Genomic DNA, 25,102 nt, shown 5'->3' with positions numbered 1-25,102 from the left:
AATAGACTGGGCGTGGCCAGACAGCCTGAAAATCCAACAAAATTGCATATTTTAAATTATTGCGGGACTGTCACCGTGTAAGCGGCGGGTTCACTACCACCGGCCCCCCCCCCCCCGAACCCCCTATTTGAATTCCGGCGCGACCCAGTTCGGCCTGATGTCCGGCAGGCCGCTCGAAACCTTGTCAGGGAACGCCGCCGGACGCTTTTCCAGGAACGAGGTTACCCCTTCGCGGGCGTCGCCCGAACGGCCCCGGGCCTGGATGCCCCGGCTGTCTGCCCAATGGGCTTCCATCGGGTGTGCGGCGCCGGCCATTCGCCAGATCAACTGCCGGGTCAGGGCGACGGACACTGGAGCGGCGTTGTCGGCGATCTCCCGGGCCAGGGCCCTGGCGGCCGGCAGCAGATCCACGGGCGCGTGCATCGAGCGCGCCAGGCCACGATCAAGCGCCTCTTGCGCCGGGAAGATGCGACCCGTGTAGCACCACTCGAGCGCAGTCTGGACGCCCACCAGATGCGGCAGGAACCAGGATGACGCCGCCTCCGGGTTCAGTCCGCGACGGGCAAAGACAAAGCCGTACCGCGCCTCGGTCGACACTAGGCGGATGTCCATGGCCAGCTGCATGGTGGCCCCGACTCCGACCGCCGCGCCGTTCACCGCGGCGATCACCGGCTTGAGACTGTCGAAGATGCGCAGCGTCAGCAGGCCGCCGCCGTCCCGCTGAGCCCCCTCGCGGGTTCGCGCCGCCCGATCCTCGCCGCCGCGCGCGTCGTAGTCAAAGGTCTGGGCGCCGGCCGAAAGGTCGGCCCCGGCGCAGAACGCCCGCCCCGCTCCGGTAACGATCACACAGCGCACGGCGTCGTCGGCGTCGGTGGCGTCGAAGGCTGCGATCAGGTCTCGCATCATCTGGGTGTTGAAGGCGTTCAGCTTTTCAGGCCGATTGAGGGTGATCAGGGCGACCCCGTCCTCAACGGCGTAGAGCAGGGTCTCGAAGGTCGGCGCGGCCATGGTTTTCTCCCGGTTTGGATCATTTCACGGTGCTTGACGGACGGTAGGTCAAGGCCCGCTATAGCCGGACAACGAAGTTTAATCGGCGACGGAGGCTGTCTTCCCATCGCCACGGGAGGAAGACCATGCACCCCTCGGTCCACGCCAAGGCGAACCCGGACAAGCCGGCCTATATCATGGCCTATTCCGGCGAGACGGTGACCTATGGCCAGCTCGATGCGCGCTCGAACCAGGGCGCGCAAATGTTCAGGAGCCTGGGCCTCGAGGCTGGCGACGCCATCGCGCTCTTCATCGACAACCACCCGCGCTACTATGAGATCCTGTGGGCCGCCCAACGCTCGGGCCTGCGCTTCACCTGCCTGTCGTCGAAACTGACCCCCGGCGAGGTCGAGTATATTGTCGGGGATTGCGAGGCCAAGCTGTTCATCGCCTCCAAGGCGCTGGCCGAGACCGCCCTGGCCGTGGCGCCGCTGATCGCTGGCGTGGGTCTCTACATGGTCGGCGGCGAGGCGGGTCCGTTCAAGAGCTTCGAAGACGCCCGCGCGCCGTTCCCGACCACGCCGATCGCCGACGAATCCGCCGGGCGCGCCATGCTCTATTCGTCTGGCACCACCGGCCGGCCCAAGGGGGTCAAGCGTGCCGGCGAGGTCGATCCGGCGATCGACGCGCCCAATCCGCTGGCGATGCTGGGCCAGGCGCTCTACGGCTGGACGCCGCAGACCATCTATCTGTCGCCGGCGCCGCTCTATCATGCCGCCCCTCTGGGTTGGTCGATCGCCGTGCAGTCGATGGGCGGCACCGTGGTGATGATGGAGCGGTTCGATCCCGAGGACGCGCTGCGCTTCATCGGCCAGTACCAGGTGACCTCCGCCCAATGGGTGCCGACCCACTTCGTGCGCATGCTGAAGCTGCCGCCGGAGGTGCGCGCGCGCTACGACATGTCCAGCTTGAAAGCCGTGTTCCACGCCGCCGCGCCCTGCCCCGTGCCGGTCAAGGAGCAGATGATCGCGTGGTGGGGCCCGATCGTTCACGAATACTATGCCGGCACCGAGGGCAACGGCTTCTGCGTCATCAATTCGCAGGAGTGGCTGGCCCACAAGGGCTCGGTCGGCCGGGGCCTGACCGCCCAGGTCAGGATCTGCAACGACGACGGCGACCCCCTGCCGCCGCGCGCCGAGGGCATGGTCTTCTTCGAGGGCGGCGGCCAGTTCGAATACCACGGCGACCCGGCCAAGACGGCGGACTCGCGCAACAAGCACGGCTGGACGACGCTCGGCGATGTTGGAAGGCAGGACGAGGAGGGCTTTCTCTACCTCACCCATAGCAAGAGCTTCATGATCATCTCCGGCGGGGTGAACATCTATCCCCAGGAACTCGAGAACCTGTTGATCGGCCATCCCAGGGTCGCCGACGTGGCCGTGGTCGGCGCGCCGGACGAGGAGATGGGCGAGAAGGTCGTGGCGGTGGTTCAGCCGCTGGACTGGGCCGACGCCGGGGACGATCTGCGCGCCGACCTGATGGCCTATGCGCGGGCGCACCTCAGCCACGTGAAGTGTCCTCGCGTGATCGACTTCATGGCCGAACTGCCCCGCCACGCCACCGGAAAGCTCTACAAACGCCTGATCCGCGACGCCTACTGGGCCAAGGACGGCGCCCGCATCGGGTGAGGGCTTGCTTTCCCGCTTGTGGGAAAGGGGGACCGTCGGCTGCTTCGCGGGAAAGGAAAGGCCTGCTAGACATCAAACGACAGTTTCAACAACAAGGAGCCAACAATGAACCCGGTGGAAATCAAGGACCTGCCCGGTCTGATCGGCACGGAAGTAGGCGTGTCAGACTGGGTGCTGGTGGACCAGGCCCGGGTCAACATGTTCGCCGAGGCCACCGGCGACCATCAGTGGATCCACGTCGATGTGGAGCGCGCCACGCGCGAGATCGGCGGCCCGATCGCCCACGGCTACCTGACGCTGTCGCTGATCCCGTTCCTCGGCCAGGGCATGCTGCCGGTCAAGGGCGTGACCCGGGGCATCAACTACGGTTCCGACAAGGTGCGATTCATCAATATGGTCCGGGTCGGCAAGCGCGTGCGCATGCGCCAGAAGCTGATCGGCGCCGAGCCCAAGGCCGGCGGCATGCAGCTGAAGAACGAGTGCACCATCGAGATCGAGGGCGAGGAGAAGCCCGCCTGCATCGCCGAGACGATGTCGATCATCTACGGGGGGTAGGGCCTCAGTCCGGCGAGGCCGCTTCCTCCGCGGAGGCGGCCTTGGCGCCGGACACCGCGGCCTCGGTCGCGGCCACCGTCACCGGCGCGGCCGGATCGCCGACCAGGGCGATGGTCTCGCGGATGTATTGGGCATGGGTGACGATGCCGATCTCCAGCCGCTCGCTGTTCAGTTCGACCTGCTGGGTCAGGAGCCCGGCGATGAATTCCACGTCCTGGCCCGGTTGGGCGGGATCGGCGCCGGGCCGGCGATGGGCCAGTTCGCTCATGAACACCGGCCCGCCGGAATTGCCCGGAAACACCGAGAAATCGAGCAGAAAGGTCGGGAAGATCCTGGCCGGGGCCACGGGATAGGACGCTACCCGGCCGGAGCGCAGGATCGGAAACCCCGCCGGGTTGGCGGCGAGCCCGCGCGGGAAGCCCAGCGCCATCATCTCATCGCCCGCACCGACCTGATACCTGGCGAAGGTGTCGTCAGCGGCCAGGTAGTCGGCCGGGATCGCGGCCCGGGCGAAGGGCTCCGGTGCGACAACCGTCATGGCGGCCACGTCGCGCGAGGGGTGATGGGTCCACAACTCATGGCCCTGGCCGTCGCGAATCCGCAGCGCCTGCGGCGCGTAGCTCCAGGAGCCGTCCGCGTTGGCGATGCGATAGCCGATGCGGGCGACGGCGCCGGGCATCTTTTCGAACACATGGTTGGCGGTGACCAGCACCGTGCGCGGATGGCCGTCGGGTCCGGGCGAGGAGATCAGGAAGCCGGTGCCGACGGTGCGGGTGCCGTCGCCGAGCGGTTGCTCCAGCTGAACCGTCGCCTGGATCAGCTCCATGGAGAGGTCCATGACCATGTCGGCCCCCGAAAGCTCTGGCTCGCCCTCGCGCCGGCGCGCGATCTCGATTGCGACGATACAGAACAGCTAAAGGGGTTGCCGCCAAGCTAAGAGCGCACGGATGAAATGCGCCGAAGTGACGCGCTGGCGGACAGGCGCGACTTGAGCGCCGGGTCCAGGCGCCGCATTTAGCGCCGATGAACAAGCCGCCAGAGCCTCCCGTCGCCGCCAAGCATCCCCGGCGGACCGAACAGCTGGGACGAGTCCGCGTCGATGACTACGCCTGGCTGAAGGACGACAACTGGCAGCAGGTGTTGCGCGATCCCAAGACCCTGCGGGCCGACGTGCGCGAACACCTCGAGGCCGAGAACGCCTACACCCAGGCGATGCTGGCCGCGACGGAACCGCTGCAGGCCCAGATGTTCGCCGAGATGAAGGGCCGCATCAAGGAGGACGACAGCTCGGTCCCCGCGCCCGACGGACCCTGGGACTACTATGTCCGCTACAACCTGGGCGCCCAGCATCCGATCCACGGGCGCCGGCCGAGGGGGCGGGCTGACGGCGAGGAGATCCTGCTCGACGAGGAGGCGCTGGGCCGGGGCAAGGCGTTCTTTCAGGTCGGCGCCGCCAGCCACAGCCCCGATCACGCCCTGTTCGCCTGGGCCTGCGACGAACAGGGCTCGGAATACTACACGATCCGGGTCAGGGACCTGGCCACGGGCCAGGATCTTGGCGACCCCATCGCGAGCGCCTATGGCGACTTGACCTTCTCGCCGGACAGCCGGTGGCTCTTCTGGATCTGGCGCGACGAGAACGCCCGGCCGTCCAGGGTGTTTCGGCGACCGGCGAGGGGTGGCGAGGACGTCCTGGTCTATGACGAGGCCGACGACGGCATGTTCCTCGGCGTCGGGACCACCTCGGACGACAGCCACATCGTCATCCACGTCGGCAATCAGGAGACCACCGAGCTCTGGCTGATCCCGGCCGCCGACCCGACCGCCCCGCCGGCCGTGGCCGAACCGCGCCAGGTCGGGGTCAAATACAGTCTCGACCACTGGACCGACCGCTGGGTGATCCGCACCAACGCCGACGGCGCCGTGGATTTCAAGCTCTCGACCAGCACCGCGGACCTTCCGGCCAAGGCCACGTGGCGCGACTGGATCGCCCACCGGCCGGGCCACTACATCACCGGCTTCGCCGCCTTCGCCGGCCACCTGGTGCGCGCCGAGCGGGTCGATGCGCTGGATCGGCTGGTGGTCACCGACCGTGCCGGCTCCGAGCACGAGGTCGCCTTCGACGAGGAAGCCTATGCGCTGAACCTCGAAGGCGGCTACGAGTACGACGCCACCACGACCCGTTTCGTCTATCAATCGCCGACCACGCCCCGGCAGACCTTCGACTACGAGCTGGCGACCAGGGCCAGGACGCTGCGCAAGACCCAGGAACTCCCCTCGGGCCACGATCCGGCCCTCTATGTGGCGCGCCGGCTCTACGCCAGGGCGGGCGACGGCCAGGACGTGCCGATCACCGTCCTGATGCGCAAGGACACGCCGCTCGACGGGAGCGCGCCGCTGCTGCTCTATGGCTACGGCGCCTATGGCCACGCCATGGACGCCAGCTTCTCGATCCGCAACCTCAGCCTCGTCGACCGGGGCTGGATCTGGGCCACCGCGCATGTCCGCGGCGGCTCCGACAAGGGCTGGGGCTGGTTCCTCGACGGGCGCAAGGAAAACAAGCCGAACAGCTTCACCGACTTCATCGCCTGCGCCGAGCACCTGATCGCGCAGCGCTTTGCCACCAGGGGCCGGATCGCGGCCTACGGCGGCTCGGCAGGCGGTATGCTGATGGGCGCCGTGGCCAACCTGCGGCCGGACCTATGGGGCGCGATTGTCGCCGCCGTGCCGTTCGTCGACGTGCTCAACACCATGAGCGACGTCTCCCTGCCCCTGACGCCGCCGGAGTGGCCGGAGTGGGGCAATCCGCTGGAGGACGCAGCCGCCTATGACCTGATCGAAAGCTACAGCCCCTACGATCGCGTGACCTCGCTGGCCTACCCGCCGGTGCTGGCGACGGGCGGCCTCTCCGACCCCCGGGTCACCTACTGGGAGCCGGCCAAGTGGGTGGCCAAACTGCGCGACCGTTCCACTTCGGCGGCCCCGATCCTGCTCAAGATCAACATGGACTCGGGCCACGGCGGCGCCTCGGGCCGCTTCGATTTCCTCAAGGAGATCGCGCTCGACTACGCCTTCGCCGCCTGGGCGTTGGACAAGGGCTGGGCGCCAAAATGATCATCAGACCGGCCGGCGAACAGGATGCCGACGCGCTGGCCGCGATCTATGGCCACGCTGTGCTGCACGGTTTCGGCACCTTCGAGACGACGCCGCCCAGCGCCGCCGAAATGGACCGCCGCCGGCAGGCCGTCCTTGAGCACGGCCTGCCCTACCGGGTCGCCGAGGCCGGGGGCCGGGTGCTGGGCTATGCCTACGCCAGCGTGTTCCGGCCCCGGCCCGGCTATCGCTTCACGGCGGAGGACAGCGTCTATGTAGCGCCCGACGCGGCCGGCGCGGGGGTCGGCCACGCCTTGCTGTCCGAGGTCCTGACCGCGTGCGAAACCCTGGGCCTTCGCCAGATCGTCGCGGTGATCGGCGACAGCGGCAACGCGGCCTCCATCGCGCTGCACCGCCGGTTAGGCTTCATGGACGCCGGCGCCATCCGCGACGCCGGCCACAAGCACGGTCGCTGGGTGGACATCGTGCTGATGCAGAAGGCGCTGAACGGCGGTGGGACACGTGAGCCCGACACCCCCGGCCTGACGCTCGGCGCCGGCTAGACCCTGTCCCGGCTGACTTGAATCAAGTCAGCCGGGAATGAACAGGGTCGTCGCTATATCTGGAGCCCTTCTCCTCCACTCAGGTTGATCCAACCCGAGTGGGAAGGGCTCTAGTTCGCCTGGGAATCACTGGCTGGGGAACTAGGACTCGAACCTAGAACGACGGTACCAAAAACCGCTGTGTTACCATTACACCATTCCCCAGCAGGAATGGCCGCGAGGGGCGCCCCGTCGCGGAGGCGTGGAGATAGCGCACGCGCCGGTGCGATGCAACGCCCCCCTGCCCGCCTCTCTGTCAGCCTCGGCGCCCACCTTGCGACCCGGCCTTGCGACCCGGCCTTGCGACCCTGGGGACCCTCCTCTATAAGGCGCGCTCCAAAGTCGGAGTGTGGCTCAGCCTGGTAGAGCACCGCGTTCGGGACGCGGGGGTCGCAGGTTCAAATCCTGCCACTCCGACCAATCTTTTCCCGCCACCGCGCGGGTGAGTCCTGTCACCAGCAGATGTCTCCGGCCGGGCTCAGCGCCCAGACCTCGCGCGCGCGGGGTCACGCAAAGACGATGGTCTTGCCGCCTTCGATCAGCACCCGATGCTCCACGTGCCAGCCGACCGCGCGGGCCAGCACCTGGCATTCGATGTCGCGGCCAAGCTGGACCAGCTGGTCCGGCCCCTGGCTGTGGTCGACGCGCTGAACGCCCTGTTCGATGATCGGGCCCTCGTCGAGGTCGGTGGTGACATAGTGGGCGGTGGCCCCGATGATCTTCACGCCGCGGTCGTAGGCCTGATGGTAGGGCTTGGCGCCCTTGAAGCCTGGCAGGAACGAGTGGTGGATATTGATGCAGCGGCCCGCCAACTGCGCGCACATCTCCGCCGACAGGATCTGCATATACCGGGCCAGCACCACCAGATCGGCGGCCTCCTGATCCACCAGCGCCATGAAGGCGGCTTCCTGCTCGGGCTTGGTCGACGGCGTCACCGGCAGGTAGTGAAAAGGCACGCCGCTCCATTCCACGAACGAGCGCAGGTCCTGGTGATTGGAGACTACGCCGACGATCTCGGCCGGCAGCAGTCCGGCCCGCCAGCGGTGCAGCAGGTCGAACAGGCAATGCCCGAACTTGGAAACCGCGATCAGCACCCGGGGCCTGGCCGCCGCCTCATGCAGCGACCAGTGCATGGAAAAGCGCTGGCCGATCAGTTCGAAGCCGGCCTTCAGGGCCGCGGCGCTGGGCATCGCCCCGTCCGGGCGGAACACCGTGCGCATGTAGAACTGGCCGGCGATGGCGTCGTTGAAATGGCTGGACTCGGTGATCGAGCCGTTGTTGTCGGCCAGGAACCCCGAGACCGCCGCCACTACGCCCTTCTGGTCGGGACAGTTGAGGATCAGGATGTGCCGCCCGTCGGAATCCTTGGCCTTGGTCTTCACGCTGATGTCCCCCGTCCCGCGATCACCAACCCGGGCGCTGGCAGCAATCCGGACTGGCGGCGCCGATAGCCAATCGAATTTTGTCGGCTGGCAATCTGATTTTTGCGGCTGGCGGCGCGCCAGCCGCCACACTATCCCCTGACGATGGGGCAGAATGCGGCGCATTCCAATGTGACCGGCCTGGGGCAGACAGGCTCCGGGGGATGAAGCGCTATTCCACCCTTGGGCTGCTGAAGGCCGGCTTGTCCGGCCACCGGGACTGGCCTCGCGCCTGGCGCGACCCTGAGCCAAGATCGCGTTACGACATCGTGGTGATCGGCGGCGGCGGGCATGGTCTGGCCACCGCCTACTATCTCGCCAGGCAGCATGGGATCGGCTCCGTCGCCGTGCTGGAGCGCGGCTGGATTGGCGGCGGCAACACCGGTCGCAACACCACCATCGTGCGGTCCAACTATCGCCAGCCGCAGCTCCAGCGGCTGCTGGAATACTCGCTCAAGCTCTGGGAGGGCATGACCCAGGAGCTGAACTACAACGTCATGTTCAGCCAGCGCGGCGCTGTGTTCCTCGGCCACTCGGACTCCGACATGACCCGCCTGGCGGAGCGCGGCGACGCGCTGCGCGCGCACGGCATCGACGCTGAACTGATGACCCGCGCCGAGGTGGCGCGGCTGATCCCGGTGCTGGACATGTCGCCGGACGCACGGTTTCCGGTCCAGGGCGGGCTGATCCAGAGACGCGGCGGCACCGCGCGACACGACGCGGTCGCCTGGGGCTATGCCCGCGCCGCCGACGCGCTGGGCGTCGACATCATCCAGAACTGCGAAGTCACCGGGTTTTCGATCCGCGGCGGGCGCGTCGAGGGCGTCGAGACGACCCGCGGGACCATCGGCGCCGACCGGGTCGGCATCTGCGTGGCCGGCCACAGCGGCCAGGTCGCCGGGCTGGCCGGCCTGAAGCTGCCCATCGAGAGCCACCTCTTGCAGGCCTTCGTCTCCGAGCCGATCAAGCCGATGATCGACACCGTGATCATGTCCCAGTCGATCCACTGCTACATCAGCCAGTCCGACAAGGGCGAGATCGTGCTGGGCGGCGATCCGGACCTCTATCCGACCTATTCGCAGCGCGGCGTGCCGATGCGGCTGGAGGAGGTCGCCAGCCAGGCCATCGCGCTGGTTCCGGCCCTGTCGCGGCTGCGGATGCTGCGCAGCTGGGCCGGCACCACCGACATGAGTTTCGACGGCTCGCCGATCATCGGCGATACGCCGATCGAAGGGCTCTATCTGAACGGCGGCTGGTGCTACGGCGGCTTCAAGGCTACCCCCGGCTCGGGTCGGCTGTTCGCCCATCACCTGGCCGGGGGCGAGGCGCACGAGATCGCCGCCCCCTTCGCGCTGGACCGGTTCGCGCGCGGCGCCACCATCGATGAGACCGGCGCCGGGCCGAAGGCGCAGGACCGCTAGTGGACCCTAGATGCTGAGGATCGCCTGCCCCTATTGCGGCCGCCGGGCGCAGGCCGAGTTCGTCTTCGAACGCGCTCTGGACGCGATCCTGCCCCTGGACGAAACGCCCGTCGCCGCGGTCGAGCATCTGTTCGCCCGGGACAATCCCAAGGGCTGGTCGTGGGAACTGTGGCGCCACACCGCCGGCTGCGGCGCCTGGCTCAAGCTTCATCGCCATACCGTGACCCACCAGATCGCGGCGGTGGAAACCCTTGGCGCTTCCGCCCAGGACGCAGGCGAATGACCGGCGCGCGACGCCCTGTCGGCGGTCTGATCGACCGGTCGAGAACGCTGGCCTTCACTTTCGACGGCGCACCGTATGAAGGCCATCGCGGCGACACCCTCGCCTCGGCGCTGCTCGCCAACGGCGTCAGACTGCTGGGCCGCAGCTTCAAATATCACCGACCGCGCGGCATTCTCGCCGCGGGCGTCGAGGAACCCAGCGCCCTGGTCGAGGTCGGGGTCGGCGGTCGTTTCGAGCCCAATACCCGGGCCACGGACCTGTTCCTCTACGACGGCCTGACCGCGCGCAGCCAGAACCGCTGGCCGTCGCTGGCCCTCGACGTGGGCGCCGTGCTGGGCGCTTTTGGGCGGTTTCTCCCGGCCGGGTTCTACTACAAGGCGTTCCTCGGAAAGCCGGACCTCTGGAAGATCTACGAGCACTTCATCCGCCGCGCCGCCGGTCTGGGACGACCGCCACGCGAGCCGGATCCTGACCCCTACGATCATCAGGCGGCGTTCTGCGATGTGCTGGTGGTGGGAGCCGGTCCCTCGGGCCTGGCCGCCGCGCTTGCGGCCTCAACGACCGGCGCCAGGGTGATGCTCGTGGAGCAGGATGAACGCCTCGGCGGGGCCCTGCTGCGCGAGACCGCTCGCCTCGACGGGGTGACGCCGGATCGATGGATCGCGCGGACGCGCAAGACTCTGGCGGCGCGCGGAGTCCGGATCCTCACCCGGGCCACGGCTGTCGGGTATTGGGATCATGATCTCGTCACCATCGCCGAGCGCCTGATCGAGCCAGGCCAGTCGCCGGTCCGCGATGCGCCGGCCCAGCGACTGTGGCGTGTTCGCGCCGAACAGGTCGTGCTGGCCACCGGCGCGATCGAGCGTCCGCTGCCCTTCGAGCACAACGACCGCCCAGGGGTGATGCTGGCCCAGGCGGTCCGCAGCTATGTCGGGCGCTTCGGGGTGCTGCCGGGCGCGCGCACAGTGATCGCCACCAGCCACGACGACGCCTATCGCACAGCCTTCGCTGTCGCCGACGCCGGCGGCCAGGTCGCCGCTATCCTGGATTCACGCCCGGCCGGCGATCGCCCCATCGTCCGGGACGCGATGGCCCGATTCCCTGTGAGGTTCGAGGCTGAGGTTCTGCGCGCGCAGGGCGGCGCCGGCGGCGTGCGCCGGGTGATCGCGCGGGCGGGCGGCCAGACGCTCAGCTTCGACTGCGATCTGCTGGCGGTCTCCGGCGGGTTTTCCCCCGTGGCGCATCTGCACATGCAGGCCGGCGGCGCGCTCGACTGGGATCCGACCACCGCAGCCTTCCACGCCGGCGAGGCGCGGCAGCACCAGTCCAGCACCGGATCGGCCGCAGGGCTCGATGACCTCGGCGAGGTCATCCGCCATGGCTGGGCGTCCGGGGCCTCGGCCGCGGCCACGCTGAAATCGGTCGGCCCCGCCGGGGCGCCGCCTGAAGTCAATGAGCGCTACCCCGGTCCCTCCCATGCGGTGGCGGCGCTGGCCGCGCCCGCTGGCGTCGATCCCAAGCGCGTGTTCGTGGATTTCCAGAACGACGTGACCCTGGCCGATGTCGACCTGGCCTGGCGCGAGGGCTACCGATCGGTCGAGCACCTCAAACGCTACACCACGCTGGGCATGGCCACGGACCAGGGCAAGACCAGCAACATGATGGGCCTGGCGAGACTGGCGGCCAACGAGGGCCGGCCCATCCCCGAGGTCGGGCTGACCACGTTTCGGCCGCCCTACACGCCGGTGACACTGGGGGTCCTGGCCGGACACGCCAAGGGCTTCAACGTCGCCCCGCTTCGCCGACCGGCGCTCTACGCGACCCATGCCGCCGACCATCCGCTGTGGCAGCCGGTCGGCTACTGGATGCGGCCGCGCGCCTATCCGCGCGCCGGGGAAGACCTGCACGCCGCGGCCCTGCGCGAAGCGCGCACGGTGCGGACAGCGCTCGGCTGGGTCGACGTCTCGACCCTGGGCAAATTCGAGGTCGCCGGGCCGGACGCCGCGGCTCTGCTGGAGCGGGTCTGCGCCACCACGGTCGGCAAGCTGGCGGTCGGGCGCGGGCGCTACACCTACATGCTGCGCGAAGACGGCATGGTGATGGATGACGGGACGGTCTGGCGGATCGGCGCCGAGCGCTATCTGCTGACCAGCTCGACGGGGGGGGCCGACCGTATGGGGCACCACCTGGACTATGTTCGCAAGGTCCTGGCGCCACAGCTGAAGGCGGCGGTCGCCAACGTCCAGGAACACTGGGCAGGGATCGCCGTGGCCGGCCCCCGGGCCAGGGCGCTGGTCGCCGCGCTGGCGCCGGCGTTGGATGTTCCCCGCCACATGGCCGCGGGCCGGGCCATGATCGGCGGGGTCGATGTGCTGGTCCTGGCCGCCAGCTACTCCGGCGAGCGGGCGTTCGAGTTCTATGTGCGCAACCCCGACGCCGCGGTGGTCTGGGCCCTGGTCGCCAAGGCGGGCGCCAGGCTGGGCGGCTGCGCCTACGGGTTGGAGGCGCTGGAGATCCTGCGCATCGAAAAGGGCCATGTGGTGGTCGGCGGCGAGATCGATGGTCGGACCACGCCCTACGACCTTGGCCTGCACAGGATGATGAACCCGTTGCGGCCGTTCGTCGGGGCCGCGGCTCTGCAGCGGCCGGCGCTGCAAACCCAGGCGGGGCGCCAGCAGCTGGTCGGCCTGGAGTCCGAACAACCAATCCCCGAAGGCTCCATGCTCGTGCGTCAGGCGCCGGACGCCGCAGAGGGTCACATAACGGCCGGCGGCGTGCGGGTGATCGGCGATGGCTTCGTGGCCCTTGGGCTGCTTCATGACGGCCACGCCCGGCTGGGCGAGGCGCTCACTGCATGGTCTCCCACACGGGCTCGCAGCGCCGGCGTGCGCGTGGTCGCGCCGATGTTCTATGATCCGGAAGGCGCGCGCTATCGTGACTGACGTTCCGCGATTCCACGCCGTGCCTCCCGAGACGCTGCTGCGCCTTGAACTCTGGGCCGAGCCGCGCGCGGCGCAGGCGCGGTTCAAGCGCGCGTTCGACGCCGCTCTGCCAGGGCCCGGGCAAGCGTTTTCGGCGGGCGCCTGGCGAGTCATCTGGCGTGAACCCAGGGCCTGGATGATCCGCGCGCCGCTCGTCGAGCGCGAGGCGCTGGCGGCGCGCCTGGCCGAGATCGCCGGCGACGACGGCGCGGTTACCGATATCTCCGGCGCGGCGGTCCGCTGCGCGATCCGGGGCCGCGACTGGCGCATCCTCTTGACCCATGGCGGCGTGTTCGATGCCGAAGACGCTGACTTTCGGCCGGGCTCGGTCGCCGGCACCGTGGTCGAACATATGTCCGTACGCTTCGACGTCATCGCCGAGGATCAGGTCGACGCCTATGTCGCGCCGAGTTTCGCTCACGACCTGTTCGGCTACTGGACCTCGGTGGCGCGTCGCCTCGAGGTCAGGGGCTAGTGTCCTTCCCACTCAGGTTGGCTCGACCTGAGTGGAGGAGAAGGGCTCCAGATATAAGCGTCGACCCTGTTTCATCCCGGCTGACTTGATTCAAGTCAGCCGGGACAGGGTCTAGGCGCCCTCAGATCCTGCCGGAAGCTCGCCTAGGCCGGCGCGCTGACCGATGTCCATCCGCGCTCGGCCCGCCAATCCGTGGAGAGGTCGGCGAACCGACCGATCCCCAGTTTGTCGATGTCGGTGAAGGTGCAGCGGCCTTCCAGCACCAGGTCGGAGATGGCGCGGCCGCTGGCCGGCGACAATCCGAACCCGACGCCGGACATGGTCGCCACCACGACATTGTCCGGCGCGGTCAGGCGTTCGATCACCGGGCGGCCGTCCGGCGTGGTCTCGATCACGCCCGCCCAGCTACGGATCACCCGCAGGTGCGCGGCCTTGGGCAAGAGTTCGGCCACCCGGCGGGCCAGATTGCGCATCAGAGGCGTGGTCGGTCGCACCCCCGGTCCGCCGTCGCCAACCTCGATCCATTCGTGTGGTCCGCCGCCATAGGCGAGGTTGCCGCGCAGGGTCTGGCGGCCATAGAGCCCGTTGCCGTCCACGCCGCCGATGGCCATCAGCGGCGCCGGCTCGGTGACGATCATTTCGGCGCGCGCGGCCGCCAGCGGCAGATGAACGCCGAGATGGTCCAGCAGGCGCCCGCTCTGCGGCCCGGCGGCCACCACCGCCACATCGCAGCCGAAATCGCCCCGCGTCGTTTTCACCCCGGTCACCCGCCCGCCCATCGTCTCGAATCCGGTCACTGCGGCATGCTGCGCAATGCGGCCCCCGTGGTCCTGCAAGGCCCAGGCATAGGCCTGGACGGTGCGCTGGGGATTGGCCTGGCCGCCAAACTTCAGGTGGATGCCGCCGAGGCAGGCGTCGCTGACCAGGGGCGCCATGGCGATGGCCTGTTGGGCGTCCAGGTGCTCGGCTGCATAGCCCAGCTCGTTGAACATGGCGGCCATATAGCGATAGTGCGCCAGCTGGGCTTCGGTCAGGGCCACGATCACCCGCTCGCGGCGATACTCCGTCGGATAGCCCAGCAGCTCGTCCATCTGTGGCCAGAGGCGCTGCTCCTCGGCGAACAACGGGCTGTGGTAGTGCGAGGCGCCGCCGCCGTTACGGCCCGAAGCCTCCCAGCCGACGATCCCCTTGTCGACCACCAGCACGTCGCAGCCGGACCGCGCCAGATGCCAGCCGGCGCTGAGGCCCGTGACGCCGCCGCCGATGATGACCACCGAGGCGCCCTTGGAGGAAGCAGAGCTCATGGGCGGCGCATCACAGATGCATGTCGCCGCCGAGGACCGCGATGTGCATGGCCTCGCGGTCGGATCCGATGTCCTGGTAAGGCACCCACTGGCTGGGGATGCCGAACCAGACGTCCCAGCCCTCGCCCATGGCGGCGGCTTCGTTCCAATCGGCCAGCACCTTCAGGGGCAGCGGCCGAACGGGCGCACGGAAACCGGCCAGCGGGATCGCATCGACCGGCGACTGGGTGGCCAGCGCCAGGATGAGGGCAACCTGTTCACGGCACCGGCGCGCCTGGCACGCGCCCATGCAGGCTCGCGTCAGCCGCTTGATCTGGTCCTGATTGACCGGCCCATCGGCGTTCAGGCTGTGGATGTCGCGCGCGGCCATCCGAGCGGGCCGGTCGAGATAGCGCGGCGGCTGGACACCGAGCAGGTCGCCGCGGGAGACCTCCTCGCACTGACAGACGATCACCGTGTCAGAGGAGACGGCGATCAGCGCGCGCATCCAGTCCAATTGATATCCGAGGCTGTCCGACGCCGGGGCGGCGGCCAGCGGCATCGTGGCCTGGCCCAGCGCGGTCCGCGCCGCGGCGACCCCTTGCGCGGTCGCGCGCGCAGCGCCTTCAGGTCCACTTCCAGCCAGTCCCGAGCAGTCGCCGGCGACGTAGATGTCCGGCAGCGATGTGGTCACGCCGTCGTGCGTGACCGGCGCATGTCCACCCCGGCCGCTGTCCAGGCTCAAGGCCCCGCCCAGCACGTTCAGCAGTTCGATTGCCGGGACCAGACCCACCGCAAGACAGACCGTGTCACACTCGATCGACCGGACCGGTCCGGCCACCGGCCCCACATCGACCCGCCCCACGCCGTCGAGGCCGCCGTGGGCGCGATGGATCACCTGGCCGGTGAGGATTTCGACACCGCGCGCGCGCAGATCCGCCGCGGCGGCCGGGTTTCCCTGCACAGCGTCGCGAACCTCGATGATCGCGGCGACCTCGAGGCCCCGGTCCAGGGCGCGCCGCGCGGTCTCCAGGCCAAGGTCCCCCGACCCGAGAACCACGATCCTGCTACCCGAGAAGGCGTCGTATCGGTCCAGCAACGAGGCCAGGCCATTGGCGCCCATCACGCCCGGAAGATCCCAGCCGGCGAAGGACAGCGCGATGTCGCGGGCGCCGGTGGCCAGGATCAGCTTGCCAAAGCCGACCATCCAGGCGCGGTCCTCGTCGGCCAGCCCCACCACCGGTTCGGGCAGGGTTCCCAGCCCCGGCCCGTTGACAAACGCGCCCCAGGCGTAGGTTCCAAGCGCCACCTCGACGCCCAGTTCCATGGCGATCTCCAGATCGGGACTGGCCGCCAGGAGCTGTTCGATCATCCGCGCCTGTCGCTGCACGGCCGGCGTCATGCGACCCCCGAAGTAGAGCGGCGTATCGAGGCCCATCAGGCTCGCCGAAACCGGGTTCTCGTCCACCAGCAGCACCTGGGCGCCCCGCTTCGCCGCCTCGATGGCCGCCGCGATGCCGGCTGGCCCCGCGCCGATCACCAGGACCTCGACCGTGCGGTCCGGGCGCGGCAGTTTTCCGTTCAGCGCATGGGGATCCGCCATGGGCGCGCCAGCCATCAGGCGGCGTCCAGCGCCTGTTTGAGATCGGCGATCAGGTCATCGGGATGCTCCAACCCGACGGACAGCCGCAGGGTCGCGTCATCGATGCCGGAGGCTTCCCGGGTCTCGCGGGGCACGGCGTAGTGGGTGGTGGTGGCAGGGTGGCAGATCAGGGTCTCGGTTCCGCCGAGGCTCACGGCAAGGCGCAGGACCTTCAGCCGGTCGAGCATTCGGAAGCACTCGGCCTCGCCACCCTTCAGGCGCACGGAAAACGTCGAACCGGTCCCGCGGCATTGGCGCGCGCGAACCGCAAGCGCGGCCGGTTCGTCGCGGAATCCCACATAGGTCACGCCGCGCACCTTGGGATGGTCGCGCAGATAGGTGGCAATCTTCAACGCGTTGTCGCAGGCCCGCTCCGTGCGGACCGGCAGCGTCTCGAACGAGCGCAGCAACAGCCAGGCGGTCTGGGCGTCCAGATGGGCGCCCTTGAGCGTCCGCAGGGTCTTCAGCCTGGCGATGAGATCGGCCGACCCGGAAACCCCGCCGGCCAGGAGGTCAGAATGGCCGCCGCAATATTTGGTCAGCGAGGTCATGCAGAGGTCGGCGCCGTGCGCCAGAGGCGACTGCAACAGCGGCCCCAGGAAGGTGTTGTCGACCGCGACGATCGGCTGGCGCCCCTGCCGCTCGCCAAGCGCGCGGGCCAGACGTACGACCAGGGCGATATCGACAAGCGCGGCAGTGGGGTTGGCCGGGCTCTCGATCCAGATCACCGTCACCGGACCCCGGGCCGCGGCGCGATCCAGGGCGTCCTGGATCGACACTTCGGCAAGGCCGTCGGCAAAGTCGAAGGCGTTGACCCCGAACCCCGACAGCACATTGTGGATCAGGTTGTCGGCGCCGCCATAGAAGGGGCGGCTGTGGACAAGGCTGTCGCCGGGCCGGAGCAGGGCGAACAGGATCGTCGAGATCGCCGCCATCCCGCTGTTGAACGCCGCGGAGTCCTCGGCGCCGTCAAGCGCCGCCAGCCGCGCCTCGACCATGGTCAGGTTCGGATGCCCCAGCCGGCCGTAGATGTAGGCCTGGGGCTCTCCGGCCAGGCGCCGCGCACCGGCCGATTCCGGGCCGTCGAAGAAGGCTTCGTGAATGTCCTTGGCCTGCTGGGCCGAGCGATAGACGAAGGTGGAGGTCGCGTAGATCGGCGGCTTGGCGGCGCCTTGCCCCGACTGGGGATCATAGCCGTGACTGATGGCCAGGGTTTCCAGATGCAGCCCGGTCTTGTCGCTCATACTGGCCCAGCCTCGTCGATGAACGCCTGCGCCCGAACGCAGTACCAGTCGACAAAGCGCATCAACAGCGACTCGGCGTCCGGGGAATAGGGGCCGGGTCGATAGCCGGGACTGTTGACGCCCTTCTGGTTATTTTCCACCAGATCCCGATCCTGGAAATTCGTGCCGTTCCAAAGCGCGATCAGCCGTTCGACGTCGTAGTCGCGGCCCTCGACCGCGTCCTTGTGGACCAGCCACTTGGCGGTGACCACGGTCTCTTGCGGGGCGGTCGGCATGGCCGAGAACATGAACAGGAAGTCGCCGGTGGCGTGACAGAAACTGTTGGGCTCCACCGCCCAGCGCAGCGAACCGATGTCGCCATCGCCGGTCGGACACATCAGCTTGGCCACCGATGGCTTGCCGTCCGGGGTCATGGAGACGCAGCCTTCGTTGAGGGGAAAGCGGATCGCCTGCCACCACGCGCCTTCCACCGGTCCGATCTCCAGGCCAAGCGCGGCGATCCGGGTGTTGAACGCCTCGGTCCGGCCCTCTTCATCGGGATCGAAATGGGCTGACGCTCCGGTGGGAAACGCCACAGACAGCTCCGGATGCCCTGTTGGGCAGTGGTAGCACTCCCGCGCGTTCTCGATCACCAGCTTCCAGTTGCCCTTCTCGACCAGTGTGCATTCGAAGGCGACCTTGGCGTTGGCCAGGTCATGCGGGGCGAGCAGCGGCGCGAAAGCCTCGCGGAACGGCGCGAAGTCCGGGGGGTCATCGGCCAGGCAGATATAGATGGTCCCCGCCAGGGTCTCGATATGGATCGGCCCCAGGCTTCGGCGCGCGGGATCGAAATCCGCCGGCATGCGGCTGGCGTGGGCAAGCTCACCCGACAACTCATAAGCCCAGCGATGATAGGGACAGACCAGTCTGGCCGCAGCGCCCTTGCCGTCCGGACAGATCTGCGCGCCGCGATGCCGGCAGGTGTTGTGGAATGCGTGCAGACGGCCTGATCGATCACGGGTCAGCAGCACCGGCCACGGCCCGACGGTCAGGGCCATATAGCTCCCCGGCTTCGGCAGTTCGATCTCGAAGCCAGCCATCAGCCAGGACCGGGCAAAGATCGCCCGCAGATCGAATTCGTAAGTCTGCGGGTCGTTATAGAGCCCTTGCGGAAGGCTATGTCCTGGCTTGCGCGCCTTGAGCATCGCCTCTATCGACCGCAATCTGCCCATGATCTCTCCAGGATTTCACGGGAACCATGGCACGCGCTAAGCAACCCGGCACATCGCAATTGATCATGTGTCTATTCGATATTTCTTCCCTTTCAGTCGGCGGGGCGGAGGGCCACAGTCGGCCGGTCCAGGATCGGCCGTGAGCGCCGGGGGCGGAGGACGGATGGGCGATGCGACAAGGACCAACAGGATCAATCGGCGGTGGCTTCCCCTGAATGCGCTGCGGGCTTTCGACGCGGTCGGCCAGCATCTGAGTTTCACGGCCGGCGCCCAGGCCCTGCATGTGTCGCAAAGCGCGCTAAGCCGCCACGTCATCAGCCTGGAGGGCCTGCTCGGCTGTCAACTGCTGGAGCGAAAACCCCACCGGCTGGCGCTGACCGAGGCCGGCGCCGCCCTGTTGCCGGTGGTGCGAAAGTCCTTTGACCGGCTGGAACAGGCGCTCAACGCGGTGCGCAACGGCGAGACCGGCGGGCGGACCCTGCGCGTCCACATGCCGCCGTCCCTGCTGCAGCAGATGGCCTTGCCGATGTTGCGCGAGTTTCGCCGTGAATTTCCCGATGTGCTGCTCGACGTTTCGTCATCCCACGTGACCGGCCTGCCGGATCAGGAAATCGACGTGGCCATCGTCTACGACCGGCCGGTCATGGATGATCGGGTCACCGACCTCCTGTGGATGGTCCGGGTCTCGCCGGTCTGTTCCCCGGCGGTGGCCAGGGCGGCGGAAGGCAAGACGCTGGCTGAGTTCCTGGCCGAAACCGAACTGCTGCATGTGAAGCTCGACAGCGAGCCGCGCAGCTTGCTGTGGTCGATGTTCGCCCGCCATTTCGGACTGCCGGTGAACGCCGAGCGCGGCCCCGCGTTCGACACCGCGATCTCGGCGATGCAGTACGCCATGTCCGACGGCGGCGTAGCCCTGGCCGACATCGACATGTTCGCCAAGGAGATCACCCAGGGTCGCCTGGTGCGGCCCTTTGAGTCGGTGATGGAGGACGGATTCGGCTACTATCTGAAGTTCCACGCCGAAGACCTCGGCGACCCGGCCATCGCGGTGTTCCGCAGCTGGTTCCTGGCCCGGTTCGCGGCGGAAAACCGGACCCTGGCGTCCATGGAGGCTTCAGCGACGGTCTGACGCCACAACCTCAGGGCGCTGCCGGCGCATGGTGCAGTTCCAGGCCGACCGCATGGTTGCGCGGAAAGCCCTTCCAGGGCGCGCCGGGACCGCCCGGACTGATGGCGGCATAGCCGGAGGGTCCGCCGGACGGCCATTTCGCGTCATTGGAGATCGGCACGTCGGTGGTCAGATAGGCGGCCCGGCTCTGGTCACCCTTGACCCACAGGTCGAGGAAGGCGGTGATCATATGCTGCTGGATCGCGGCCGTCCGGTCCTTGCTCCAGACGGGATCTTCGAACCAGTCCAGATCCCAGAGCCGGTTGCGCATCCCGGCCGGCGCGGCGTTCATGCCGATGTTGTGGCCGCCGTTCTGGAACACCAGCAGATAGCGGTCCGCATGCACCGCCTGTTCGTAGACGGTGCGCACGCCGTCGTTGAAGCCGACCGTCCGGTCCCGATCACCGCCGATCACCAGCAGCGGGGTCCTGAGCTCGGCCAGACCCTCCGCGCCCCAGGCGTTGAACGCGGACCCGCCGCCCGCCGGCGCCATCACCGCGACAGCCTTCAGCCCAGCGATACGCAGGTCCGACACCCTGGGGCCGCCCCGCAGATAGGGTTGCAGATAGCCGCCCGGAACCGCGCGCGCCGCCCGCCCGGTCGGACTCAGCGCCGCGCCGGCCACGGTCAGGGCGCCGTAGCCGCCCATCGAATAGCCGATCACCGCCACCCGGTCCGGATCGACCCCGGGCAATCGCCCCGTTCTCGCCTCAGCCTGCAGCGTCCTGGCGACAAAGGCTATGTCCAGCGGCCGCCGCAGCATCGGCTGGCCGGCTTTTGAGGCGTCGCTGATGTCCGGATCGCGGTGATGGATCGCGGCGACCACATAGCCCTTGGACGCCAGGTTCTCGGTCAGCCAGGTCATCGCCGCCGGGGTCCCACTGTAGCCATGGGAGACGATGACCAGGGGATAGCGGCCGCCATCCGGGCTGGCGTCGCGCACCGCCAGGCCCTTGACCGTGAACGGAGCCGGTCCAAGCGGCGGCTCGCCCGGCAAGGCGTCGGCATAGCTGACCGGCCTGGCGCCTGCGCGCGCCTTGGCAGGGTACCAGATGTCAATCGGAAGCACGCGGCGCCCTGACGGCTGGGCGGTTCCGGTCAATCCCGGCAGCGCGAGATCCGGCTGAGTGCCGTCGATCAGGACGGTGGACTTGAGTCCGACCGCGTGGGGCCCGAGGCGCGCGAGGTCCGGCGCATCGATGCCCGGCCGGCTCAGCGGCTCGCCGGCCACGGCGGCTCCCGCGACCCAGATCGCGGCGACGAGCGGCAGCCAGAACCTCAGCATGATGGGTCTCCAGGGGGCGTCGCCAGCGGGCAAGTCAAGGGCGGGGTTGACGGCTTGGCCGCTCGAACTGCGTCGGCCGTCAGAGTCATTACTCGCACTGCCGGCGCGTTCGAGACTGCAAAAAATTTGACGATAGCCGCAAAATTTTCAGTTGTCGGCGTCCGTGCAATTTCCCTAGTTTCTTCAGGCTCGTAGGCGATGCTCCAGGTTCTTCTCTGCTGGCGGCGCCCTGGCTTCAGATCAGCATTTTGAATGGCGTTCATGTTTCAATGAAAATTGGATTCATCGGTCTCGGCAACGTCGGTGGCAAGCTGGCCGGCAGCCTCCTGCGAAACGGCCACGAGGTTGTGGTCAGGGACCTCAACGATGACCTCGTCCTGGCGTTTGAACGCCTCGGCGCGGCGCGCGCCAATTCGCCGCGAGATCTCGCCGCTAAGGTCGATATCATCATCACCTGCCTGCCCTCGCCGGCCGCCAGCGCCGCGGTCGCGGAAGGCGCCGACGGTTTTCTCCAGGTCCTTCGCCCCGGCCAGGTCTGGCTCGAGATGAGCACCACCGATCACACCGAGGTGCTGCGACTGGGCGAACGGGTCGCGGCGCGGGGCGGCATGATGATGGACTGCCCGGTCTCGGGCGGTTGCCACAGGGCCGATACCGGTAACATCGCCATCTTCGCGGGGGGCAGTCGCGACGCCTTCGAGACGGTCTTTCCGATCCTCGCCACGATGGGCCGGCGCATCCTGCACACCGGCCCGCTGGGCACAGCCTCAAGGCTCAAGGTGGTGACCAACTATCTGTGCACCGTCCACCTGGCCGCCCTGGCCGAGGCGCTGACCGTCTGCAAGGTCGCCGACATGGACATGAACACCGCCTATGAGGCGATCCGCATTTCGTCCGGCAATTCCTTCGTCCACGAGACCGAGTCCCAGGTCATCCTCAACGGCAGCCGGGACATCAACTTCACCATGGACCTGGTGATCAAGGATGTCGGCCTGTTCGATCAGCTGGCGCAGGATCACAATGTGCCCCTGGAAATCTCTCCGCTGGTGCTCAATATCTTCAAGGACGGCCAGGCGCGCTATGGCCCGCGCGAGCATTCCCCGAACATCATCCGCCGTCTCGAGGAGCCCTGCGGGGTGAAGGTCCTCGGCCAGGGTTTCCCGGCCGAGATGGTCGATGACGAGCCCGAGGAACCCGGCTACGAAGTCGTCCCGAAACGTTGAGTCCTGAGCGCCAGCCTTCCCGGCACGACCGCATCGAGAGTGCGCCCATGACCTCGCCGACGCCATCGACCCACCAGGGCTGGCTCGCTGCCGCGCGCGCTCTGCGGATCCCCACGGGCCTGTTCATCGACGGCGCGAGCGTCCCGGCCGCAGACGGGGCGACGCTGGCGGTGATCAACCCCGCGACGGGCAACCTCGTCGCCGAGGTCGCCAGCGGCGGGGCGCACGACATCGACCGTGCGGTCGCCAGCGCCAGGGCCGCATGGGACGACGGCCGCTGGCGGCGGATGACGCCGCGTGACCGCATGGCGGTGTTCAGCCGCTTCGCCGATCTGGTGGCGGCCAATGCAGTGGATCTGGCGCTGTTGGACTGCCTGCCGATGGGCAAGCCGATCACCGACGCGCTGACCCTCGACATCCCCGAGGCCGTGGTGACCATCCGCTACTTCGGCGAGTGCATCGACAAGCTGGCCGGCGTGGTGAGCAATTCGCCGCACGAGGCCCTGCACTATGTCTCGCGCGAGCCTCTGGGCGTGGTGGGCGCGATCTCAGCCTGGAATTATCCGCTGCTGATGGCGACCTGGAAGGTCGCCCCGGCGCTTGCGGCGGGCAACTGCGTGGTCCTGAAACCCGCCGAGCTCGCGCCGCTGAGCTGCCTGAAACTGGCGGAACTGTTCATGGAAGCCGGCGGTCCCGCGGGCGTGTTCAATGTGGTCAACGGTCCCGGACAGACCGCTGGCCGGGCGCTCGCGCTGCACCCGGACGTGGCGAAGATCAGCTTCACCGGATCGACAGCGGTCGGCAAGCAGCTGCTGATCTATGCCGGCCAGTCCAATCTCAAGCGGGTCAGCCTGGAAACCGGCGGCAAGAGTCCGCAGATCTTCCTGCCGGATCTGGCCGATCTTGATCGGGCGGTCGACGCCGCGGTCCGGGGGATTTTCGACAACGCGGGCCAAGTCTGCAACGCCGGCTCCCGGCTCCTGGTCCACGCCGAGATCCACGACGTCTTTGTCGAAAGATTCACCCGCCGCGCGGGCGAACTCTACCGCGCGGGCGATCCCCTCGATCCGCTGACGACCCTGGGCCCCACCGCCTCGCGCGCCCGGCAGGCCAGCGTGCTGCAGTGGGTGGCGCGGGGCCAGGCCGAGGGCGCCCGGCTGGCGCTTGGCGGCGGCGACGTCGCCGAATTTCCTGGGGGGGCCTATGTGGCGCCGACGCTGTTCACCGATGTCCGCCCGGAGATGGCCATCGCCCAGGAGGAAGTCTTCGGCCCGCTGGCTCTGGTCCTGAAGGTCGGCGACGAAGCCCAGGCCATCCAGGTCGCCAACCAGTCCATCTACGGCCTCGCCGCCAGTGTCTGGACGCAGGATGTCAGCCGGGCGCACCGGATGGTCAAGGCGCTGGAGGCCGGCGTCGTCTGGGTCAACTGTTTCGGCGACGGCGACATGACCCAGCCGTTCGGCGGCTACAAGCAATCCGGCAACACACGCGACAAATCCATGGAATGCCTGCTGGGCTACACCCAGTCCAAGTCAGCTTGGCTGAACATCGGCTAAGCGACTTGCGACAGCGCCTCGGGTCCGGCCGCGCTTGCCGCCATCCAGTCGATGAAGGTCTTCACCGACGGGTTTTCCTGCAGCTCCTTGCGACAGATCAGACCCCACTCGCCAGGGCAGACCAGACGGTGTGGCACAGGGCGCACGAGCCGACCCTCGGCCAGGTCATCATCGACGAACGGGCCATTCACCAGCGCGATGGCCTGACCGCTCAGCGCCAATTCCAGCGCCACGGCCAGCGTGTCGACGACCAGATAGTTGCTGGAGGGATCAAAGGTCACCCCTGCCGAGGCGAACCAGGTTTCCCAGTTGCGGACCTCGGTATGGATGATCACCAGGGGATGGTCGAGCAGGTCGCGGACCTGGGCCTGCGGCCCGACGCGGGCCGCCATCGCCGGGCTGCAGACCGGATAGAGGGCGTATTCGAACAGCGGGGCCCAGTGGTATTTCGGGCCGGGATCGGCCTCGTAGTAGACCAGCCCGACATCGGCATGAATATCGTCGAATTCCCATTCGACGGCGCAGGTGCTGAGGGCCAGCTTGATCTGCGGATTGTCCCGCAGGAACTGTGGCACACGCTTGGCCAGCCAGCGAATTGACGCCGTGACATAGGTCTGCACGCGCAACTGCTTGTCCAAGCTCTGGCGATGCGCGGCTTCGACGCCCTCGATCAGCAGTTCGAAGGCGGAACGGACGTAGGGGTAGAGCGCACGGCCTTCAGCCGTCGAGACGATCCCGCGACCCTTCTGCTCGAACAGCGTCACGCCGAGCGCTTCTTCGATCAGTTGCACCTGATGACTGATGGCGGGATGGGTCAGGCACAGCTCATCTGCCGCTTCGCGAATGCTCTGATGTCGCGTCGCCGCCTCGAACCCCTTGAGGGACTTCAGTGGCGGAAGCTTTCGAAGATCGATCTTTCGCATCCGCGCCACCCCCGTCGCACCGTGGCGGCAGGTTAGCAGCTGTGGCCTGGACCGGTAGAAT

The 25,102-nt window shown here is 68.1% G+C and carries 20 protein-coding genes and 2 tRNA genes; 12 read left to right on the top strand and 10 right to left on the bottom strand.

Annotated elements, in window-relative coordinates:
• Window positions 1-123: 123 nt before the first annotated feature.
• A complete protein-coding gene (locus tag RMN86_RS01940) occupies window positions 124-1,008 on the bottom strand; it encodes a crotonase/enoyl-CoA hydratase family protein (protein ID WP_309604138.1) in 885 nt (294 codons plus the stop codon).
• A 125-nt stretch (window positions 1,009-1,133) separates the two neighbouring features.
• Between RMN86_RS01940 and RMN86_RS01935 the strand changes: the two genes are divergently transcribed.
• Both RMN86_RS01935 and RMN86_RS01930 read left to right on the top strand, forming a co-directional pair.
• Entirely contained in the window at window positions 1,134-2,675 is a 1,542-nt protein-coding gene (locus RMN86_RS01935) for an acyl-CoA synthetase (protein ID WP_309604137.1), read from the top strand.
• Between the two features lie 105 nt (window positions 2,676-2,780).
• Window positions 2,781-3,230, top strand: a complete 450-nt coding sequence (locus RMN86_RS01930; protein ID WP_309604136.1) for a MaoC family dehydratase — start codon at window positions 2,781-2,783, stop codon at window positions 3,228-3,230.
• 4 nt (window positions 3,231-3,234) lie between these two features.
• On the opposite strand, the gene RMN86_RS01925 is transcribed toward RMN86_RS01930, so the two are convergent.
• Window positions 3,235-4,074, bottom strand: coding sequence for a serine protease (locus tag RMN86_RS01925; RefSeq protein WP_309604135.1), 840 nt, complete (start codon window positions 4,072-4,074; stop codon window positions 3,235-3,237).
• A gap of 179 nt (window positions 4,075-4,253) precedes the next feature.
• On the opposite strand from RMN86_RS01925, the gene RMN86_RS01920 reads away from it, so the two are divergent.
• Window positions 4,254-6,344 carry a S9 family peptidase gene (locus RMN86_RS01920; protein WP_309604134.1) on the top strand — a complete coding sequence of 697 codons (2,091 nt, stop codon included), beginning with the start codon at window positions 4,254-4,256 and terminating at the stop codon, window positions 6,342-6,344.
• A complete protein-coding gene (locus tag RMN86_RS01915; protein WP_309604133.1) occupies window positions 6,341-6,886 on the top strand; it encodes an N-acetyltransferase family protein in 546 nt (181 codons plus the stop codon). The genes RMN86_RS01920 and RMN86_RS01915 overlap by 4 nt, the downstream gene beginning before the upstream one ends.
• 130 nt (window positions 6,887-7,016) lie before the next feature.
• Here the strand turns inward: RMN86_RS01915 and RMN86_RS01910 are convergent.
• Window positions 7,017-7,090 (bottom strand) — tRNA-Gln (locus RMN86_RS01910).
• 178 nt (window positions 7,091-7,268) lie between these two features.
• On the opposite strand from RMN86_RS01910, the gene RMN86_RS01905 reads away from it, so the two are divergent.
• Window positions 7,269-7,345: transfer RNA gene (locus RMN86_RS01905), tRNA-Pro, on the top strand.
• An 86-nt stretch (window positions 7,346-7,431) separates the two neighbouring features.
• Here the strand turns inward: RMN86_RS01905 and purU are convergent.
• Window positions 7,432-8,307 (bottom strand): formyltetrahydrofolate deformylase, encoded by an 876-nt coding sequence (gene purU / locus RMN86_RS01900; RefSeq protein ID WP_309604132.1) that lies wholly within the window; start codon window positions 8,305-8,307, stop codon window positions 7,432-7,434.
• Window positions 8,308-8,510: 203 nt separating this feature from the next.
• Here purU and RMN86_RS01895 point away from each other — a divergent pair, with 203 nt between their 5' ends.
• From RMN86_RS01895 to RMN86_RS01880, 4 genes are read left to right on the top strand one after another with little or no spacing between them, the layout of a single operon-like run.
• Window positions 8,511-9,767: a sarcosine oxidase subunit beta family protein gene (locus RMN86_RS01895; RefSeq protein ID WP_309604131.1), complete on the top strand. Its 1,257-nt coding sequence runs from the start codon at window positions 8,511-8,513 to the stop codon at window positions 9,765-9,767.
• Between the two features lie 10 nt (window positions 9,768-9,777).
• Window positions 9,778-10,050, top strand: coding sequence for a sarcosine oxidase subunit delta (locus RMN86_RS01890; RefSeq protein ID WP_309604130.1), 273 nt, complete (start codon window positions 9,778-9,780; stop codon window positions 10,048-10,050).
• Window positions 10,047-12,992: a 2Fe-2S iron-sulfur cluster-binding protein gene (locus RMN86_RS01885; RefSeq protein WP_309604129.1), complete on the top strand. Its 2,946-nt coding sequence runs from the start codon at window positions 10,047-10,049 to the stop codon at window positions 12,990-12,992. The genes RMN86_RS01890 and RMN86_RS01885 overlap by 4 nt, the downstream gene beginning before the upstream one ends.
• Window positions 12,985-13,506, top strand: a complete 522-nt coding sequence (locus RMN86_RS01880) for a sarcosine oxidase subunit gamma family protein (RefSeq protein WP_309604128.1) — start codon at window positions 12,985-12,987, stop codon at window positions 13,504-13,506. Before RMN86_RS01885 ends, RMN86_RS01880 begins: the two co-directional genes overlap by 8 nt.
• Window positions 13,507-13,649: 143 nt before the next feature.
• Here the strand turns inward: RMN86_RS01880 and RMN86_RS01875 are convergent, their stop codons facing one another.
• Genes RMN86_RS01875 through RMN86_RS01860 form a run of 4 tightly spaced genes read right to left on the bottom strand, consistent with a single transcriptional unit; the run spans window position 13,650 to window position 18,886 of the window.
• On the bottom strand, window positions 13,650-14,810 hold the full coding sequence (locus RMN86_RS01875) for an FAD-binding oxidoreductase (protein WP_309604127.1): 1,161 nt from the start codon (window positions 14,808-14,810) through the stop codon (window positions 13,650-13,652).
• 10 nt (window positions 14,811-14,820) lie between these two features.
• Window positions 14,821-16,407: an NAD(P)/FAD-dependent oxidoreductase gene (locus tag RMN86_RS01870; RefSeq protein WP_309604126.1), complete on the bottom strand. Its 1,587-nt coding sequence runs from the start codon at window positions 16,405-16,407 to the stop codon at window positions 14,821-14,823.
• Entirely contained in the window at window positions 16,407-17,675 is a 1,269-nt protein-coding gene (locus RMN86_RS01865; protein WP_309604125.1) for a cystathionine gamma-synthase family protein, read from the bottom strand. Before RMN86_RS01865 ends, RMN86_RS01870 begins: the two co-directional genes overlap by 1 nt.
• A complete protein-coding gene (locus tag RMN86_RS01860; RefSeq protein ID WP_309604124.1) occupies window positions 17,672-18,886 on the bottom strand; it encodes an aromatic ring-hydroxylating dioxygenase subunit alpha in 1,215 nt (404 codons plus the stop codon). The genes RMN86_RS01865 and RMN86_RS01860 overlap by 4 nt, the downstream gene beginning before the upstream one ends.
• Before the next feature lie 163 nt (window positions 18,887-19,049).
• Between RMN86_RS01860 and RMN86_RS01855 the strand changes: the two genes are divergently transcribed.
• The gene (locus RMN86_RS01855) at window positions 19,050-20,015 is read left to right on the top strand and encodes a LysR substrate-binding domain-containing protein (protein WP_309604123.1); all 966 of its coding nucleotides are present in this window, start codon (window positions 19,050-19,052) and stop codon (window positions 20,013-20,015) included.
• A gap of 10 nt (window positions 20,016-20,025) precedes the next feature.
• On the opposite strand, the gene RMN86_RS01850 is transcribed toward RMN86_RS01855, so the two are convergent.
• Window positions 20,026-21,339 carry a dienelactone hydrolase family protein gene (locus tag RMN86_RS01850; RefSeq protein WP_309604122.1) on the bottom strand — a complete coding sequence of 438 codons (1,314 nt, stop codon included), beginning with the start codon at window positions 21,337-21,339 and terminating at the stop codon, window positions 20,026-20,028.
• 269 nt (window positions 21,340-21,608) lie between these two features.
• Between RMN86_RS01850 and RMN86_RS01845 the strand changes: the two genes are divergently transcribed.
• Both RMN86_RS01845 and RMN86_RS01840 read left to right on the top strand, forming a co-directional pair.
• Window positions 21,609-22,562: an NAD(P)-dependent oxidoreductase gene (locus RMN86_RS01845; RefSeq protein ID WP_309604121.1), complete on the top strand. Its 954-nt coding sequence runs from the start codon at window positions 21,609-21,611 to the stop codon at window positions 22,560-22,562.
• A 47-nt stretch (window positions 22,563-22,609) separates the two neighbouring features.
• Window positions 22,610-24,118 carry an aldehyde dehydrogenase family protein gene (locus RMN86_RS01840; protein WP_309604120.1) on the top strand — a complete coding sequence of 503 codons (1,509 nt, stop codon included), beginning with the start codon at window positions 22,610-22,612 and terminating at the stop codon, window positions 24,116-24,118.
• Here the strand turns inward: RMN86_RS01840 and RMN86_RS01835 are convergent.
• Window positions 24,115-25,041, bottom strand: coding sequence for a LysR substrate-binding domain-containing protein (locus tag RMN86_RS01835; protein WP_309604119.1), 927 nt, complete (start codon window positions 25,039-25,041; stop codon window positions 24,115-24,117). The two genes, RMN86_RS01840 and RMN86_RS01835, sit on opposite strands and share 4 nt — an antisense overlap.
• Window positions 25,042-25,102: the final 61 nt, after the last annotated feature.

This window comes from Phenylobacterium sp. (genome assembly GCF_031360265.1).
Taxonomy (GTDB): Bacteria; Pseudomonadota; Alphaproteobacteria; order Caulobacterales; family Caulobacteraceae; genus Phenylobacterium.
The sequence above is the reverse complement of the archived record's forward strand: the minus strand, read 5'-3'. Positions and strand labels throughout refer to the sequence as shown.